19 protein-coding genes and 1 tRNA gene are annotated in these 14,704 nt (G+C 67.3%); 13 read left to right on the forward strand and 7 right to left on the reverse strand.

Features of this window, described 5'->3' with window-relative positions; translation table 11 throughout:
- The 12 genes from EBE87_RS29720 to EBE87_RS15810 all read left to right on the forward strand — a co-directional run.
- Positions 1-213: hypothetical protein (locus tag EBE87_RS29720; RefSeq protein ID WP_233553218.1), on the forward strand; the 213-nt coding region annotated here is incomplete at its 5' end.
- Between the two features lie 4 nt (positions 214-217).
- Entirely contained in the window at positions 218-844 is a 627-nt protein-coding gene (locus EBE87_RS15765) for a helix-turn-helix domain-containing protein (RefSeq protein ID WP_120638498.1), read from the forward strand.
- A 71-nt stretch (positions 845-915) separates the two neighbouring features.
- Positions 916-1,761, forward strand: a complete 846-nt coding sequence (locus tag EBE87_RS15770) for a Rha family transcriptional regulator (protein WP_158600886.1) — start codon at positions 916-918, stop codon at positions 1,759-1,761.
- A complete protein-coding gene (locus EBE87_RS15775) occupies positions 1,758-1,982 on the forward strand; it encodes a hypothetical protein (RefSeq protein ID WP_120638496.1) in 225 nt (74 codons plus the stop codon). The genes EBE87_RS15770 and EBE87_RS15775 overlap by 4 nt, the downstream gene beginning before the upstream one ends.
- Positions 1,979-2,752, forward strand: coding sequence for a hypothetical protein (locus EBE87_RS15780; RefSeq protein WP_120638495.1), 774 nt, complete (start codon positions 1,979-1,981; stop codon positions 2,750-2,752). The genes EBE87_RS15775 and EBE87_RS15780 overlap by 4 nt, the downstream gene beginning before the upstream one ends.
- A 145-nt stretch (positions 2,753-2,897) precedes the next feature.
- Complete coding sequence (locus tag EBE87_RS28655; protein WP_147465033.1) at positions 2,898-3,149, forward strand: hypothetical protein; 252 nt, start codon at positions 2,898-2,900, stop codon at positions 3,147-3,149.
- 164 nt (positions 3,150-3,313) lie between these two features.
- Positions 3,314-3,823, forward strand: a complete 510-nt coding sequence (locus EBE87_RS15785; protein ID WP_120638494.1) for a hypothetical protein — start codon at positions 3,314-3,316, stop codon at positions 3,821-3,823.
- A complete protein-coding gene (locus tag EBE87_RS15790; RefSeq protein ID WP_120638493.1) occupies positions 3,820-4,443 on the forward strand; it encodes a hypothetical protein in 624 nt (207 codons plus the stop codon). Before EBE87_RS15785 ends, EBE87_RS15790 begins: the two co-directional genes overlap by 4 nt.
- Entirely contained in the window at positions 4,440-4,691 is a 252-nt protein-coding gene (locus EBE87_RS15795; protein WP_120638492.1) for a hypothetical protein, read from the forward strand. Before EBE87_RS15790 ends, EBE87_RS15795 begins: the two co-directional genes overlap by 4 nt.
- The gene (locus EBE87_RS15800) at positions 4,691-4,921 is read left to right on the forward strand and encodes a hypothetical protein (RefSeq protein WP_120638491.1); all 231 of its coding nucleotides are present in this window, start codon (positions 4,691-4,693) and stop codon (positions 4,919-4,921) included. Before EBE87_RS15795 ends, EBE87_RS15800 begins: the two co-directional genes overlap by 1 nt.
- Positions 4,908-5,330 (forward strand): helix-turn-helix transcriptional regulator, encoded by a 423-nt coding sequence (locus tag EBE87_RS15805; protein ID WP_120638490.1) that lies wholly within the window; start codon positions 4,908-4,910, stop codon positions 5,328-5,330. The genes EBE87_RS15800 and EBE87_RS15805 overlap by 14 nt, the downstream gene beginning before the upstream one ends.
- Positions 5,281-6,459 carry a site-specific integrase gene (locus EBE87_RS15810; protein ID WP_120638489.1) on the forward strand — a complete coding sequence of 393 codons (1,179 nt, stop codon included), beginning with the start codon at positions 5,281-5,283 and terminating at the stop codon, positions 6,457-6,459. Before EBE87_RS15805 ends, EBE87_RS15810 begins: the two co-directional genes overlap by 50 nt.
- Before the next feature lie 90 nt (positions 6,460-6,549).
- Here the strand turns inward: EBE87_RS15810 and EBE87_RS15815 are convergent.
- From EBE87_RS15815 to EBE87_RS15840, 6 genes are all read right to left on the reverse strand, one after another.
- Positions 6,550-6,625, reverse strand: a tRNA-Lys gene (locus tag EBE87_RS15815).
- 81 nt (positions 6,626-6,706) lie between these two features.
- Positions 6,707-7,864: a rod shape-determining protein RodA gene (gene rodA, locus EBE87_RS15820; protein WP_120638488.1), complete on the reverse strand. Its 1,158-nt coding sequence runs from the start codon at positions 7,862-7,864 to the stop codon at positions 6,707-6,709.
- A complete protein-coding gene (gene mrdA, locus EBE87_RS15825) occupies positions 7,861-9,768 on the reverse strand; it encodes a penicillin-binding protein 2 (protein ID WP_120638487.1) in 1,908 nt (635 codons plus the stop codon). Before mrdA ends, rodA begins: the two co-directional genes overlap by 4 nt.
- Before the next feature lies 1 nt (position 9,769).
- Positions 9,770-10,309, reverse strand: a complete 540-nt coding sequence (gene mreD, locus EBE87_RS15830; protein WP_199707393.1) for a rod shape-determining protein MreD — start codon at positions 10,307-10,309, stop codon at positions 9,770-9,772.
- A 7-nt stretch (positions 10,310-10,316) separates the two neighbouring features.
- Positions 10,317-11,180 carry a rod shape-determining protein MreC gene (gene mreC, locus EBE87_RS15835; protein WP_120638486.1) on the reverse strand — a complete coding sequence of 288 codons (864 nt, stop codon included), beginning with the start codon at positions 11,178-11,180 and terminating at the stop codon, positions 10,317-10,319.
- Between the two features lie 85 nt (positions 11,181-11,265).
- Positions 11,266-12,309, reverse strand: a complete 1,044-nt coding sequence (locus EBE87_RS15840) for a rod shape-determining protein (RefSeq protein ID WP_120638485.1) — start codon at positions 12,307-12,309, stop codon at positions 11,266-11,268.
- 167 nt (positions 12,310-12,476) lie between these two features.
- On the opposite strand from EBE87_RS15840, the gene EBE87_RS15845 reads away from it, so the two are divergent.
- Entirely contained in the window at positions 12,477-12,716 is a 240-nt protein-coding gene (locus EBE87_RS15845) for a YMGG-like glycine zipper-containing protein (RefSeq protein ID WP_120638484.1), read from the forward strand.
- Positions 12,717-12,805: 89 nt separating this feature from the next.
- Here the strand turns inward: EBE87_RS15845 and EBE87_RS15850 are convergent, their stop codons facing one another.
- The gene (locus EBE87_RS15850) at positions 12,806-14,398 is read right to left on the reverse strand and encodes a 2-isopropylmalate synthase (RefSeq protein ID WP_120638483.1); all 1,593 of its coding nucleotides are present in this window, start codon (positions 14,396-14,398) and stop codon (positions 12,806-12,808) included.
- Between the last annotated feature and the right edge of the window lie 306 nt (positions 14,399-14,704).

Here is a 14,704-nt window from a genome sequence, read left to right on the forward strand (position 1 = left end):
GCGGCCACAGCCCGCAGGACATATTCCTGGCCGGGTCATTTCTCGATGAAAACGCCGGGTCAGGTCTCAGCGAAAATCAACACACTTAGCCATAGCGGACTGCCCCCCGAAGAGGGCCACAATCCGGTTAACGGGAGAGCTTTTACCGGTCATTCCGGTAAATCTTCTACCGGTAATATCCGTTATTCGTCAACCGTCAAATGCGGTATTTAGTGCCATGACCCGTGGCCGCCCTACCAAAGTCCATTTCGCCGACCGCCCATCTTGGGCAAACCGCCTTGTGGCGGCGCGGAAACGCGCCGGACTATCCCAAATGGCGCTGGCTAAAGCCGCAGGACTTTCGCAGTCGGCCATCGCTGATTACGAGGTGGGTCGGTCAGAACCCGGCTTCCGCGTGATCGAGCGGATAGCAGAAGTTTTGCAGGTAGACCGCGATTTCCTGACCAAGGCCACGAGTGTTAGCCGAGAGAGCATCGAGCGTGACCTCGAACATCGCAGCAAGATGGCCGAAGGCGATGAACTCTCAGTCTATCAAGACGGGGAGAAATACGATGGCGCATTCGTCCGCACCGCCGAGAAGGTTCACTCGATGCTTACCGAGGAGATGCCTCACACCAGGATTTCGATGGCGGCGGTCATCTCGATGTCTAGGATTGCGTGGCGAATGGCGATGATGATGAGTGGTGGCCAGCCGACAGATGAGGTGATTGCTGCGGTCGTTTCCCTGCTACGCACGGCCCAGCGGACCTTCGCCAGGTTCCCTGACGCGACGGGCGACATGGTTATCAACGAAGACGACGACATGGACGAAACCGGCATCGACCGGTCAGATAAACCGGATTAACCGGTTTTTCGGTTGACGTCACCGGTTAATCCGTTAATTGTGGCCTCCGTACCCCACGGAGGCACCCCATCGTGCGTTCCAATTCCAACTCTCCCGACCTGCTGGTCGCGGCCCCACGGCTGCTCGCACCGCAGGAGAATTCCTTCCTCGCGCCGATCGTCACCATCGTGGACGGTCAGGCGCGAGCCGACAGCCGTGACGTCGCTGACTTCTTCAGCAAGGCACACAAGAACGTCCTGCAGGCGATCCAGAACCTGCACGTCAGCGACGACTTCCGCCGGCGCAATTTTCAGCCGTTCAAGATCAATGACTTAACAGGCGAGAGCCTGTCCCATGTCTCCATGACGCGGGATGGCTTCACCTTCCTGGCCATGGGCTTCACCGGAGCGACCGCCGGCGCGTTCAAGGAAGCCTTCATCAAGCGCTTCAACGCGATGGAGGCTCAGCTTCGGGCGGGCAGCGTTGCCCCCGCTCCGTCTCGTGTCCCTCCCGTCAAGGAGGTCGCGGCCACCTTCCGCGCCTACCACGGCATTGCCCGTCTGGCTGGTCTCGACCGTAACCAGGCGTCCTTGTCTGCCGGCCGGGCCACCAAGGCCGTCACCGGCGTGGACCCGTTGGAAGCCCTGGCCATCAGGCACCTCGTCGCTCCCCAGCAGGAGGCGGCGCTGACACCCTCCGACCTGGGCGCGCGCCTCGGCGGCAAGTCTGCTGTCGTGGTCAACAAGCTCCTCGCCCAGCGTGGGCTGCAAACCAGCCACCGCGCCGCCAAGGGCCAGCAGTACTGGCAGCCAACCGCCGCGGGTGAACCGCATGCCGTCTGGCTCGATACGGGCAAGCACCATGGGAATGGCACCCCCGTTCGGCAGCTCAAGTGGGCTGCCTCCATCCTCCCCCTCATCGAAGGAGACGCTTCGTGATCTCCGCTCCCTTCTCTGCCCGCGCGGCGGTCTCGCGCTGTCTGACCCGCGCGATCGAAGCCGCAGATCGCGGTGACCGGCTGGAGGCGCAGTACTGGCAGTCCCTTGCCGCTGCGGCCCAGCGCCGTGTCTCCACCCTTCCCGCCCCGCAGCCCAGCCTGGCGGTCCGGCTGACGCGCGTGGCCGCCCTCTTCACACGCCGCATGGAGCGTCTCGCATGAGCACGCGCACTCAGCTGAAGGCCAAGGCTTTCACCGCGCCGCCGCCGGTCGCCACCAGGGCCGCGTCGCCAGGCAGTGTACTGCCGGCGGGCTCCCCCGATCGGCTCACCAACCTGGAGATTGTCCGAGCGGCCCGTCCTGCGGGTCACGACACTCCTGAGATCTGGAACGTAGTCTCCGAAGACCGGGCATTGCTTTTGATCTCGAGAGACAGCGCGGACCGGCTGGACGGTGCAGCATCGGCCATCGGCTACTTGCAGACCTTCTTCGGCGCCAACGACCGCTCGCCAGCACTCACCTTCATCGCGGCGTCCCTGAAGGACCAGGCGCGATTGCTGCGAGCTGCCGCGGGTGCCGTGTGGGACCGCTCGAAGGCTCAAGATGCCGCGTACGATGCTGCGGCCGAGTCAGACGATGCCGACCTCCTTGCTGATCACGCCCGGTTTGACGCGCTCGAGAGGCGGTTCCTTGACCTGATGGGAGGTGAGTCGGGTCCCGAGGGCGACAAGGTGCGTGAGAGCCAGATCAAGGCCGTTCAGCGTCGCCAAGGCTCCGTGCTGAACCGCATGTCAAAGAAGCAGGCGCAGTCCTGGGCCGGTATCGCGGCCCGCTACCGCTCCCTGATGCTCTATGATGAAGAGTTGGCGCCAGCGAAGCGCGCCTCCGATCCGGGAGAGTACGAGTCCCGGCGCCTGCTTGCGATGCTGCTGCGTGACCTCGGCGACCTCCTCGCGGTCCAGGGTCTCCTCGATCCGCGAGAGTTACCGTGATGGAGCACATCAGCTCTGTCCTCGCCCGCGTCCTGGCAGAGATCGAGGACAAGATGTTGGAGGCGTCTGCACCGCCGGCCTCTCCCTCTCCACCACCCCCTCGCCGCCCGGGCCCGCCGCATCACTCTAGCCAGGAGCACCGGCCGTGAACGCAGAGAAGAAGCGGCAAGCCCTGCCTGCCGCCGCTGCGGCAGCCCTTCTTCCTGGAAGCCGCAGAGCTATCGAGGAGATGATCGAGCGCCTGATTGCCCGGCTCGACGCCATGGATGGCGATCCGGATATGGAGCCGGACCACGACGGCGAGGCAGAGCCTGATGAGGCCAGCCTGCAGCCGCTGACGATGGCGCGTGACGCGAGGCCGGCTGCGGTCCATACCCGAGCGCGGAGGGCGGCATGAACGCGATCAGCAAGACCCGCCGCCCCTCAGTCCGCGCCGTGGCAGCTCATGAGTGCGGCCATGCCATTGCTCGTCTGGTGCTCAACGACATGTTGGGGCTCGGATGGCCGGTTGTCCGATCGGTGTCAGTGCTGCCAGAGCAAGACTGGATAGGGCGTGTGCAGATGAATGCGCGCGTGCCGATCCAGTACGCCGATCTTCTTCCGCCCGCGGCCCCGCTGCTTCGCGCCGTGCGCTTCGACATCATCGAAACACTGGCTGGACCCATCGCAGAGATGCGCCACGCCCGCCAGAATGGGCTGGACGGCTATCTGGCTCGGCGCGCCGGCATAAAGGAGATCCTGGGGCTGGACGCGCCATCGCTGGAGGGCGGCGACATCGACGATGTCGCGCTCCGCCTGCGTTTCCTGATGCGCCATACGCCGGGCGAGCCTGCCGAGGTTCTAACGAAGCTGTGGGAAGCCGCCTGGGAACTGGTGGAAGTCGAATGGCCTGGCATCAACACCATGGCCAGGGTGGTTGCCGCTGCGGGCTCGATGGATGGCGACCGCTTCGAGGAAACGTGGCGCCGCCTTGCTAGGCCGCCCCTCAAGCGGCTGGAGAGGAAGCGGCGGAGCATTGGTACCAGCGCCCTTTCCTGGGCTGGCGAACTGCGGGCGGAGGTGCCGGCATGAGCGAGAACTCCGTGACATCTATTGACCTCGTTGCCCTGGAGGAAGCTCTCCAGGATCTGCGCGAAGCCTACTCGTGGCTCTGGGCTCAGCGCCACGAGAGCCATGGCTGGCCGCAGGAGCAGTTCCCGATCATCAAGCTCTTCCGGGCCGGGGAGGATCTGGGGCTGCTGGCGGGTGTAAACCTGGGAAATTCCCAGGATTACATAGGATTTGAAAACGGCGGAAATGGCGAGGGGATCACCCTTTCTGCCAGCGATATCAACGCCGTAGACCCCGATTTGGCCTCAGAGGGGATCACCCAGAGCACCACCTCCGCCCTGGCCGATCTCAAGGCTGCGCTGGAGAAGCTGAGGACTGAGTTCCCCAACATCTGGGAGACCCGATGCAATCAAGAGCCGACGTGCGCAGTGCTGGAAGTCTTCCTCGCCGCCGAACGCGCCGGCCTTCTGACCTCCGATCCGGGGCCGAAGGACCCCACGGGCGAACTGCGCGAAGCCTCAGAAGGCGCCTTGGCAGCTTACGAGGGGATTTTTGGCAGGTCCTGCTGGAATGACCGGGACCGCACGGCCTTCGACCGGCTGCGCAGGGCCCTCGCCGCCATCCGCAGCGGGAGGGGATGATGCACCAGATCGACCAAGCCAAGCGGGTCCGGCGGATGGAGCGCATCGACGCCATGCCGGAAGACATCCGCCGCTGCGTCCACGACTTCGGGCTGACCATTGTGGATGCCTTCACCCAGTGCGGCGTGACCAAGGGCAAGCACATCCGGCATCTCGTCGAGACGGTGCGCGCCGGCTCCTATCAGGGCGCGCTGGATGGGGCGGCGATGAAGCCCGCCATGCCGCCGGCCGAGAGGAGGCCCGGTTGATGCTGCAGATCGAGGTCGCCATCCACTATCTCGCTCTTGGAATGGGGTACGGCCTGATGTGTGTCGGCGGCCTGACCCTGTTCGCCGCCAGTGCCTGGTGGTGCTTGGATAAGGTCGCCGCCCGCCTCGGATGGGCCCGCCTCTTCTACAGGCACAGCAGGACGATCATGGCTGCCGAGCGCGCGCGGCAGGATCGTGAGCGCCTGGAGGGCAGAGATGCCAGCCCGTGAGCCGACCCGTCGCTTCCTGCTGCCGGCGGGCATGGAGCCTCGCTACCTCTCGCGGGAGGAGGCCGCCGCCTACCTGGGTGTGTCGGCCGACACCTTCGACGATGAGGTGGCATCCGGCATGTGGCCGGCCGCCCGCCGCCGCGGCAGCAAGGGCGCACGCCTGACCTGGGACCGGAAGGTGCTGGACACCTATGCCGACCAGGCGGCTGGCATCCTACCCTCCCCTTCCCCCGAGCCGGAACCCGCCTTCAGCGCCCCGGCTCCGATCCGAGCCCTGGCGGCCGACGCGAGCCCGCCACCGCCGCTCCACACCCAGCCTAAGCTGACGGCCGAAGCCGCAGCCCTTCGAGGTCTTCAGAATGCCCCGCCCCGCAACCGGCCTAAACACCGTCAGCCGACGCCGGCCTGACGGCACGGTCGAATTCACCTGGTATCACCGCAAGAGCGGTCTGCTGATTGGCAAGAGCCGGGACGGCTGGACCAAGGAGGCCGCCTTGGAGCGTGCCGCCTCCATGGATGCCGAAGAGGTGAAGGCCGGCCCGCCCTCCGGCAGCTTCGGAGAGCTGTGCGCCTTCTATCTGTCCGACCCCCGGTTCGTCCGGAAGGCGGAGAAGACCAAGCGCGACTACCGGAAGCACATCGAGCTGATGCGGGGCATGTGGGAGGCCATCCCGGTGACTGGCATCACTCGGAAGGTGGTCCGCGCCCTGCATGCCCAGTATCAGGACCGACCCTGGCAGGGTAACGCCCTGCTGCGGACCCTGCGGCTCCTGATGAACTTCGGCATCCATGATTTGGAGATGCCGGGGCTCACGAAGAACCCGGCCGACCGGCCCTCGCTGTACGAGACCCGGGCCCGAGACCAGATCTGGGATCAGCACCGGATCGACGCCTTCATGGAGGCTGCCAGGGACTATCCGGCACTGCGTCGCGCCTTCGCCCTGCTCCTCTATACGGTGCAGCGGCCGAGCGACGTGCTGACCATGGCGCGGCCGATGGTCTTTGAGCGGGATGGGCGGATCTGGATCAGGCTGCGGCAGGCCAAGACCGGCGCCCTGGTGGACGTGCCGTGTCATGAGAGGCTGTCCGCCGAGCTGGTGGCCCCGAACAGCGGTGGGACCATGCTGCTGGTCAGCAGCCCGCGCGGGAAGCCATGGAGCTATCGGAACTTCGCCCGTGCCTGGGATCGGGTGCGGCGGCTGGCCAACTGGCGCTTGGCAAGGGCCGCCATCGTGGCACGCGGCGGCCTGCCGCCCAGGAGCCGGCCAAAGGAGCGTGAGGCGGCCAAGAAGCACGTCCGGGCGCAGATGCTGGCCGACCTGCAGCGGCGCGACCTGCGTCGCACAGGCATGGTGCAACTGGCCATCGCTGGGGCGACCACGCCTCAGATCGCGGCTCTGTCGGGCCACTCGATCGACCAGGCGCAGAAGATCCTGGATACCTACCTGCCCCGCCGCGGCGAGGTGGCTTTGGGCGGCATCGAGAAATGGGAGGACGGAGGTGACCGGGTTGTCGTGCTGGCGAAAAAACGCCGCTGACGTAAGCAACAGGGTGTTGCAAACAGTCCTGAAATGCAAAACGCCCCTTCGCGGGGCGTCTCGTAACCGACTGATTAAAAAGGGAAGAGATGGTGGGCGCTCACGGGCTCGAACCGTGGACCTACTGATTAAGAGTCAGCTGCTCTACCAACTGAGCTAAGCGCCCATCTCTTTTTCCTTCAGGGCGTTTGAGGCGCCCCGTCGGTGGAGGGGGCTTTTAACGCCTCTGGCGGGATTGGCAACCCCCCTAATCACGTGCCGCGCCAAATTCTGCATCGCGATGCACATAGACCGACATCAGCAGCCCGCAGCCCAGCATGGTGGTCAGCATGGCGGAGCCGCCGTGGCTGATCAGCGGCAGCGGCACGCCGCCCACCGGGATGCTGCCCGTCACCATGGCGATGTTCACGAAGACATAGAGGAAGAAGTTCACGCCCAGGCCCACGGCCACCAGCCGCCCGTACTGGTGGTGGCAGCAGATGGCCACCATCAGCGCGAAGGCCACCACCAGCGCCAGCAGCAGCAGCGTCGCCAGCGCCCCCACCAGCCCGAATTCCTCCGAGATCATGGTGAAGATGAAGTCCGTCTGCTTTTCCGGCAGGAAGTTCAGGTGCCCCTGCGTCCCCTGCAGGAAGCCCTTGCCCCACAAGCCGCCGGAGCCCAGCGCGATCTTGGACTGGATGATGTTGTAGCCAGCGCCCAGCGGGTCACTTTCCGGGTCCAGGAAGGTGGTGATGCGGGCGCGCTGGTAGTCGTGCAGGTGCTCGTAGGCAATCGGCGCCGCAACGCCCGCCGCGGCCAGGATGGCGGCGAATTTCCACCAGCGCACGCCGGCGGCCCAGAAGACCGCGCCGCCCACCATCAGCGTGATCATGCCGGTGCCGAGATTGGGCTGCTTCAGGATCATGCCCACCGGCACCAGCGCGGCGATGACCGGCGGGATCAGGAAGAGCGGGTTGCCCACCTTCTCCCAACTCGCGCGGTGGAACCAGGCGGCGAGGCCCAGCACCAGCATGATCTTCATCAACTCCGAAGGCTGCAACTGGATCGGGCCGATTTCGATCCAGCGTTGCGCGCCCTTGCCGACCTGCCCGTGCAGCGCCACCAGCACCAGCAGCGCGACGCCCCCGGCATAGCCGAGCCAGGAGAGCTTCGCGATGACGCGGATATCGATCATGGCGATGGAGAGCATCATCACCAGCCCGAAGGCGAAGCGCAGCGCGTGCTTGCTGGCATAAGGCTCCGGCGCGCCGCCGCCCGCCGAGTAAAGCGCCACATAGCCCACAGCCGCGATGGCGCAGAGCAGCAGCACGAAGCTCCAGGGAATCAGCCAGAGCTTCTCCAGGATGCCGGCGCCGCGGTCGCGGGTCAGCAGGCGGCGCTCGAAAATCGCGCGGGACATCATCGGCGGGGGTTTCCGGGGGGCCGCTGGGCCTCTGCCAGTTGGGATGCGGGGTCGGCCTCAGCACTGGGGCTGGGAGGGGCATTGCCGCCCCGGAAACGGTTCAGCACTTCCACCATCACCTCCCGCGCCAGGGGCGCGGCGGCGGCGCCGCCCGCCGTGCCGTGCTCCACCACCACCGAGACGGCATATTGCGGATTATCGTAGGGCGCGAAGGCGACGAACAGCGCATGCGGGCGCCATTCGCGCGGCATGTTCTCCACCCGGAAGCCGCGCTCGCGCTGCTCCCGCGAGACGCGGCGCACCTGCACCGAGCCGGTCTTGCCCGCCAGCACGCCCACCGAAGCCGGCAGCTTGCCATTGGCACCGGTGGCGCCGGGCTCGTTCACCACCGCCCACATGCCCTCGCGCATCAGCTTCAGGTCGCGCTCCGGGATGCCTAGCTCGGGCCAGTCCTCGGGCTTGATGCCACGGGTGGGCTTGCCGTTGATGCTGCGCATTAGGTGCGGCTGCACCGCGCGGCCGGTGGCCAGCCGCGCCGTCATGGTGGCGAGCGAGAGCGGCGTGAACTGGTAGAAGCCCTGGCCGATGCCATGCACCACGGTATCGCCCAGGTTCCAGGGCTTGCCCTGCTTGATGCGCCAGTCCCGCGTGGGGGAGAAGCCGCTGCGGGTGCCGGGCAGCTCGATATCCAGCGGCACGCCCATGCCGAAGCGCTTGGCCATGGCGGTGATCTTGTCGATGCCAGTGCGCTTGGCGATCTCATAGAAATACACGTCGCAGGAATGCTTGATGGCCCCGCGCATATCCAGGCTGCCATGGCCGAAGCGGCGCCAGCAGTGGAAGCGCGTGTCGCCCAGGTCGTAATGGCCGGGGCAATAGATGCGCTCCGTCGCCGTGACGGTCTTGGCCTCCAGCGCCGCCAGCCCCACCACCATCTTGAAGGTGGAGCCCGGGGCATAGAGGCCGTTGGTGGCCTTGTTGATCAGCGGCGTGGAACGGCTGCGCGTCCATTCCTTCCACTGCGCCGCCGAGATGCCGGAGGAGAACAGGTTGGGGTCGAAGGAGGGCTGGCTGGCCAGGGCCAGCACTTCGCCATTGCGGGCGTCCATGACGACCACGCTGGTGCCTTCCTCGATCTTGTCGCGCACCACCTTCTGCAACTCGGCATCGATCGAGATGCCGACATCCTGGCCCCGCGCGCCCTCCCGCCGGTCCAGTTCCCGGATCACGCGGCCCACCGCATTGACCTCGAACTGCACCGTGCCGGCATTGCCGCGCAGCAGCTTGTCGTGGAACTTCTCGATGCCGGAACGCCCGACGCGGATGCCCGGCAGCTCCAGCAGCGGGTCGCCGTCCATGTCGGCCTCGGCCGGCGGGGCGACATAGCCGACCACATGCGCCAGATGGTCCGCCCAGGGATATTGCCGCGTGGTGCCGACATCGACGCTGATGCCTGGCAGGTCGGGGGAATTGACCTCGATCCGCGCCATCTCCTCCCAGCTCAGGAACTCCCGCACCGTCACGGGCACGAAGCGGCGGCGGCGGCGCACCTCGCGCTCGATCCGCGCCCGCTCCTGCTCCGTCAGGGGAATGAGGGCGTTGAAGGTCTCCAGCGTGGCATTCACGTCCTGGGTCTGCTCCGCCGTCAGCAGCGCGCGCCAGTTCAGGTCGTTGGCGGCGATGACGCGGTTCTGCCGGTCCAGCACCCGGCCGCGCGGCGGGGCAATCAGCCGGGCGGAGATGCGGTTCTCATCGGCGAGCGTCGCATAGCGCTCCCCCTGCTCAAGCTGCAGTTTCTGCAGGCGGTAGCCGAGGAAGCCGAGCAGGCCCGCCTGGCCCGCCCCCAGCATCAGCGCCCGCCGCGTGAAGACGCTGCGGCGCCGTTCTTCCTCTCTCTTGCTCATCTCAGGCCAGATCCTCGGCCCGCTGCATGGCCTTGTGCAAGCGCGTCAGCAATGCGGCGATCGCGGGGTAGAAGCCCGTGCTGAGCGCCCAGGACACCACGCCGGGCATCACCGGCGGCAGGCGAGCATTCAATGCCGCCTGCAACACATAGCCCAGCAGCGCCGCGCCGGCGGCGAAGCCGGCGAAGGCCAGCCAGACGGTCAGGAAGGATTGCCGCGCCAGCGGGCGCCGCAGCCGCAGCGCGAGGCCATGCACCACCAGCATCGTCAGGATGCCGATGCCCAGCGGCGCGAAGCCCAGCAGGTCCTGCAACAGCCCGATGGCAAAGCAGATCGGCGGCGACATGGCGGCCGGGCGGAACAGCGACCAGAAGAAGACACAGGCTAGCGCCACCGCCGGCAGGGCCGAGGGCAGGCCCACCGGCGCCGCCGAGGCCACCATCATCAGCGCCGTGCTGCCGGCCGGGAAAGCGGCGCGCGCCAGCGCATCCAGCCGGCTCAGCAGGCCGGGGGCAGGCTCACGCCGTCCTTTGATGGCCATGGGCTTTTCAGCGCTTCCCGCGCGGCTCGGGGCGGGCCACGGATTCCGGCGGCAGGATGCCGGTCAGGCCGAAGTCGAAGATGCGCAGCATGTCCAGCCGGTCCAGCCGCGCGAAGAGTTCCACCTCCGCCGTGCCGCCCTCGGTCCAGCGCACCACGCCCACCGGCAGGCCGGCGGGGAAGACGGAGGCTTCGGCGCTGGTCACCACGCGCTCGCCTTCCTTGGGACGGGTGCCCTCGGGCCAGTGCTGCAGGCGCGGGTGGTCACCATTGGTGCCGGCCATGATGGCGCGCGCCCGGCTGCCCTCCAGCGTCACGGGGATGCGGCTGTTCATGTCGGTCACCAGCAGCACGCGGGCGGAGCGGCTGCCCACCTCCGTCACGCGCCCGGCCAGGCCGCGCTCATCCAGCGCCACCTGGCCCTTGCGGATCTCGACGCCCGGCGCCAGCGCCAGCAGCACGGCGCGGGCATAGGTGCCGCCGGCATCGGCCACCACGCGGGCGGTGCGCAGGCTCCAGGGCGCCTCGGGAATGACGCTGAGCTGGCGCCGCAGCAGGGTGTTCTCGGCTTCCAGGGACAGGGCGGCGGCCTGCCAGCGGTGCAGGCGGTCGTTCTCCTCCCGCAGCCGCGCATTCTCTTCCCGCATTGCCCAGAGCATGCGGGCCTCCTGCACCCCGTTGCGCAGGGCGTTCACCGGCTCGGCCACCACGGCATAGATGGGGGCCAGGGTATCGGCCAGGGCCATCCGCGCGCGGTCCACCAGCAGCGTGTCCGCCTTGCCGATCAGCATGGTGCCGAAGGCAAGGGCCACCAGCACTGGCAAGGACAAACGCGACAGAGCCTGGCGCAGCGGAATGCTGAGACGGATCAAGCGCGGACTTCCTCAGGGCAGGATGTCGGAAGAACGTCCAGAATAGCGATTCGTCAGGGGCCCCGCAGTCTGAGCCCCAGCTTTTTTAATACATGGAGGAGAGGACGTGGCGAAGCCGCTTCATCTCATCCAGCGCGCGCCCAGTGCCCAGCGCGACGCAGGCCAACGCATCCTCGGCCACCGAGACCGGCAGGCCCGTGGCCTCCCGCAGCACCTGGTCCAGCCGCTGCAGCAGCGCGCCGCCGCCGGTCAGCACGATGCCCTTGTCCACGATATCGGCGGCGAGTTCCGGCGGCGTGTTCTCCAAAGCCACCTTCACGGCCTCGACGATCTGCGACACCGGCTCGGCCAGGGATTCGGCGATCTGCCGCTGGCTGACGATCACCTCGCGCGGCACGCCGTTCATCAGGTCGCGGCCACGCACCTCGGTGACCGGGCCTTCCTCGTTCCAGTCCGGCAGCGCGGCGGCGCCGATCTCCATCTTGATCCGCTCGGCGGTGCTCTCGCCGATCAGCAGATTGAACTGGCGGCGAATGTAAGAAATGATCGCCTCGTCCAGCTTGTCGCCGCCGACTCGCACGCTGCGGGCATAAACAATGCCGCCGAGCGAGATGACGGCCACCTCGGTCGTGCCACCCCCGATATCAACGATCATGGAGCCGGAGGGCTCGGTCACCGGCAGGCCGGCGCCGATCGCGGCCGCCATCGGCTCCTCGATCAGCAGCACCTTGCGGGCACCGGCGCTCTCGGCGCTTTCCTGGATCGCGCGGCGCTCGACGGCGGTGGAGCCGGAGGGCACGCAGACAATGATCATCGGCGAGGCGAAGGAGCGGCGGTTGTGCACCTTGCGGATGAAATGCTTGATCATTTCCTCCGCCACCTCGAAATCGGCGATGACACCGTCCCGCAGCGGGCGGATGGCCGCGATGTTGCCGGGCGTGCGGCCCAGCATCTGCTTGGCTTCCTCACCCACCGCCAGCACCTGCTTGCGGCCGCGGATATCGGCGATGGCGACCACAGAGGGCTCGTTCAGCACGATGCCTCGCCCCTTCACATAGACCAGCGTATTGGCCGTGCCGAGGTCGATGGCCATGTCGGCCGAAAGGAAGCCGAACAGGCGAGAGAACATGCTGCGAACCTTCCGGGAGAAAAAGCCGCGTGACAACGCGGAAAAGGCGCCGTGGATTACCCGCCCGCGCGCCCGGGCTCAAGCTGCAATCTATGAGTGCAATGCAACCCAGTGCCCAAGCCTGCGTTTCCGAAGCGTAGATTGCAACAGCTTCAGGATTCACGCCCATGCGCAAGTCTTCTCTCGCCCTGCTCGCCCTTGCTGGCCTGAGCCTGGGCGCCTGCGGCTACTCAACCGGTGACCGCGCGGCTTCCGGCGGCCTGCTGGGCGCGGGCGCTGGCGCGGCGGTTGGCTCGCTGTCCGGCAATGCCGGCACGGGTGCGCTGATCGGCGGCGCGGCGGGTGCCCTGGGTGGCGCCGCCACCAGCCCCAACACCGTCAACCTCGGCCGCCCCGCCTGGCGCTGAGCCGGACTGGCCGCCCCCGGGCGGCCGTCTGAAACGAGAAACGGCCGGCCCCATCGGGACCGGCCGTTTTTCATGGCCCTGGGCTGGCCTCAGCCAGCCTGGGCAGGGGCCAGGATCTCCGGCGGCGCGGTGCGCACGCGCTTGGCCAGCAGCTTGTTCAGCGCATGCACATAGGCGCGGGCGGAAGCCACGATGGTGTCGGTATCGGCGCCCTGGCCGTCCACCAGCTTGCCTTCCTCCTCCAGCCGCACGGTCACGCGCGCCTGGGCATCGGTGCCGCCGGTGACGGACTGCACGGCGTAGAGCTTCAGTTCCGCCTTGTGCGGCACCACCTGCTGCAGTGCGTTGAAGGTGGCGTCCACGGCGCCGTCGCCGCCGGCCACGGCGTCGCAGCGCTCGCCATCCACTTCCAGCACCAGGCTGGCGGTGGGGCGGGTGCCCATGCCGGTGGCCACCGTCAGGGCCAGCAGCTTCACGCGGTCCTTGATGCGGACCACCTCGTCATCCACCAGGGCGACGATGTCCTCGTCGTAGACAACCTTCTTGCGGTCGGCCAGGTCCTTGAAGCGGCGGAAGGCGTCGTTCAGCTGGTTGTCGCCCAGCGTGTAGCCCAGCATCGACAGCTTGTCGCGGAAGGCCGCGCGGCCGGAATGCTTGCCCATCACCAGGGAGTTGGTGGTCCAGCCGACGCTCTCCGGCGTCATGATCTCGTAGGTCGCCTTGTCCTTCAGCACGCCATCCTGGTGGATGCCGCTCTCATGCGCGAAGGCGTTGCGGCCGACGATGGCCTTGTTCGGCTGCACGTCGAAGGAGGTGATGGTGGCCAGCAGGCGGCTGGTGCGCAGGATGTTCTGCGTCACGATGCCGGTGGAGAAGGGAATGACGTCCTGGCGCGTACGCAGCGCCATCGCGACCTCTTCCAGCGCCGCGTTGCCCGCGCGCTCGCCGATGCCGTTGATGGTGGCCTCCACCTGCCGCGCGCCGGCATGCAGCGCCGCGATGGTATTGGCGACGGCCAGGCCCAGGTCGTCGTGGTTATGGGCGGAGAAGATCACGCCATCGGCGCCCGGCACGCGCTCCCGCAGCATGGAGAAGATGCGGGCGATATCCTCCGGCACCGCGTAGCCGACGGTATCCGGGATGTTGATGGTGGTGGCGCCGGCCTTGATGGCGGCCTCGACGCAGCGGCACAGGAAGTCCGGGTCGGTGCGGCTGCCGTCCTCGGCGGACCATTCCACGTCGGCCACGTGGTTGCGCGCCAGGCTGACGGAATTGGTGACGGCTTCCAGCACCGCCTCCGGCGTCATGCGCAGCTTGACGCGCATATGCAGGTCGGAGGTGGAGATGAAGGTGTGGATGCGCTGACGCGCGGCGGGCTTCACGGCCTCCACGGCGCGCAGGATGTCGCCGGGCGCGGAGCGGGACAGGCCGCAGACCACCGGACCACCCTTGGCGAAGCGCTGCGCGATGGACTGCACGCTCTCGAAATCGCCCTGGCTGGCGATGGGGAAGCCGGCTTCCATGACATCGACGCCCAGCTCGGCCAGGGCCTCGGCCATCCGCAGCTTCTCCTCCAGGTTCATGGAGAAGCCGGGGGACTGCTCACCGTCGCGCAGCGTGGTGTCGAAGACGATGACGCGGTTGTCGGCAATGGTGCCGAAGCTGGGGTGGTTGATGGCCATGATACGTGTCCTTCGTGTGACGAGCCGTGCAGCGCCGGAGCCCATGGCCCCGCTGTCCCCTTGGGGAGGGGTCCCCTGAGCGATGCCGGCAGGTCAGCCGGGCGTCACGCCCAGGGGCGGCTAAGTCGAAGGAGGCGGAGGCCAGAAAGGGCGCGCAGGTCCGCGGCAGCGGCGAGGCCGTCCAGCAGCGGGTTATGGCGCGCGGTGGCGAACATGCAAGCGACGATAGTGAGCGCTTTCAGCCTCCGCAACCCCCATTCGCCCCAGATGATAATCTGGACCAAAGCGGAACGATGGTCTCTGCTG

The sequence above is a fragment of the Teichococcus wenyumeiae genome (assembly GCF_003696345.1).
In the GTDB taxonomy this organism is placed as follows: Bacteria; Pseudomonadota; Alphaproteobacteria; order Acetobacterales; family Acetobacteraceae; genus Pseudoroseomonas; species Pseudoroseomonas wenyumeiae.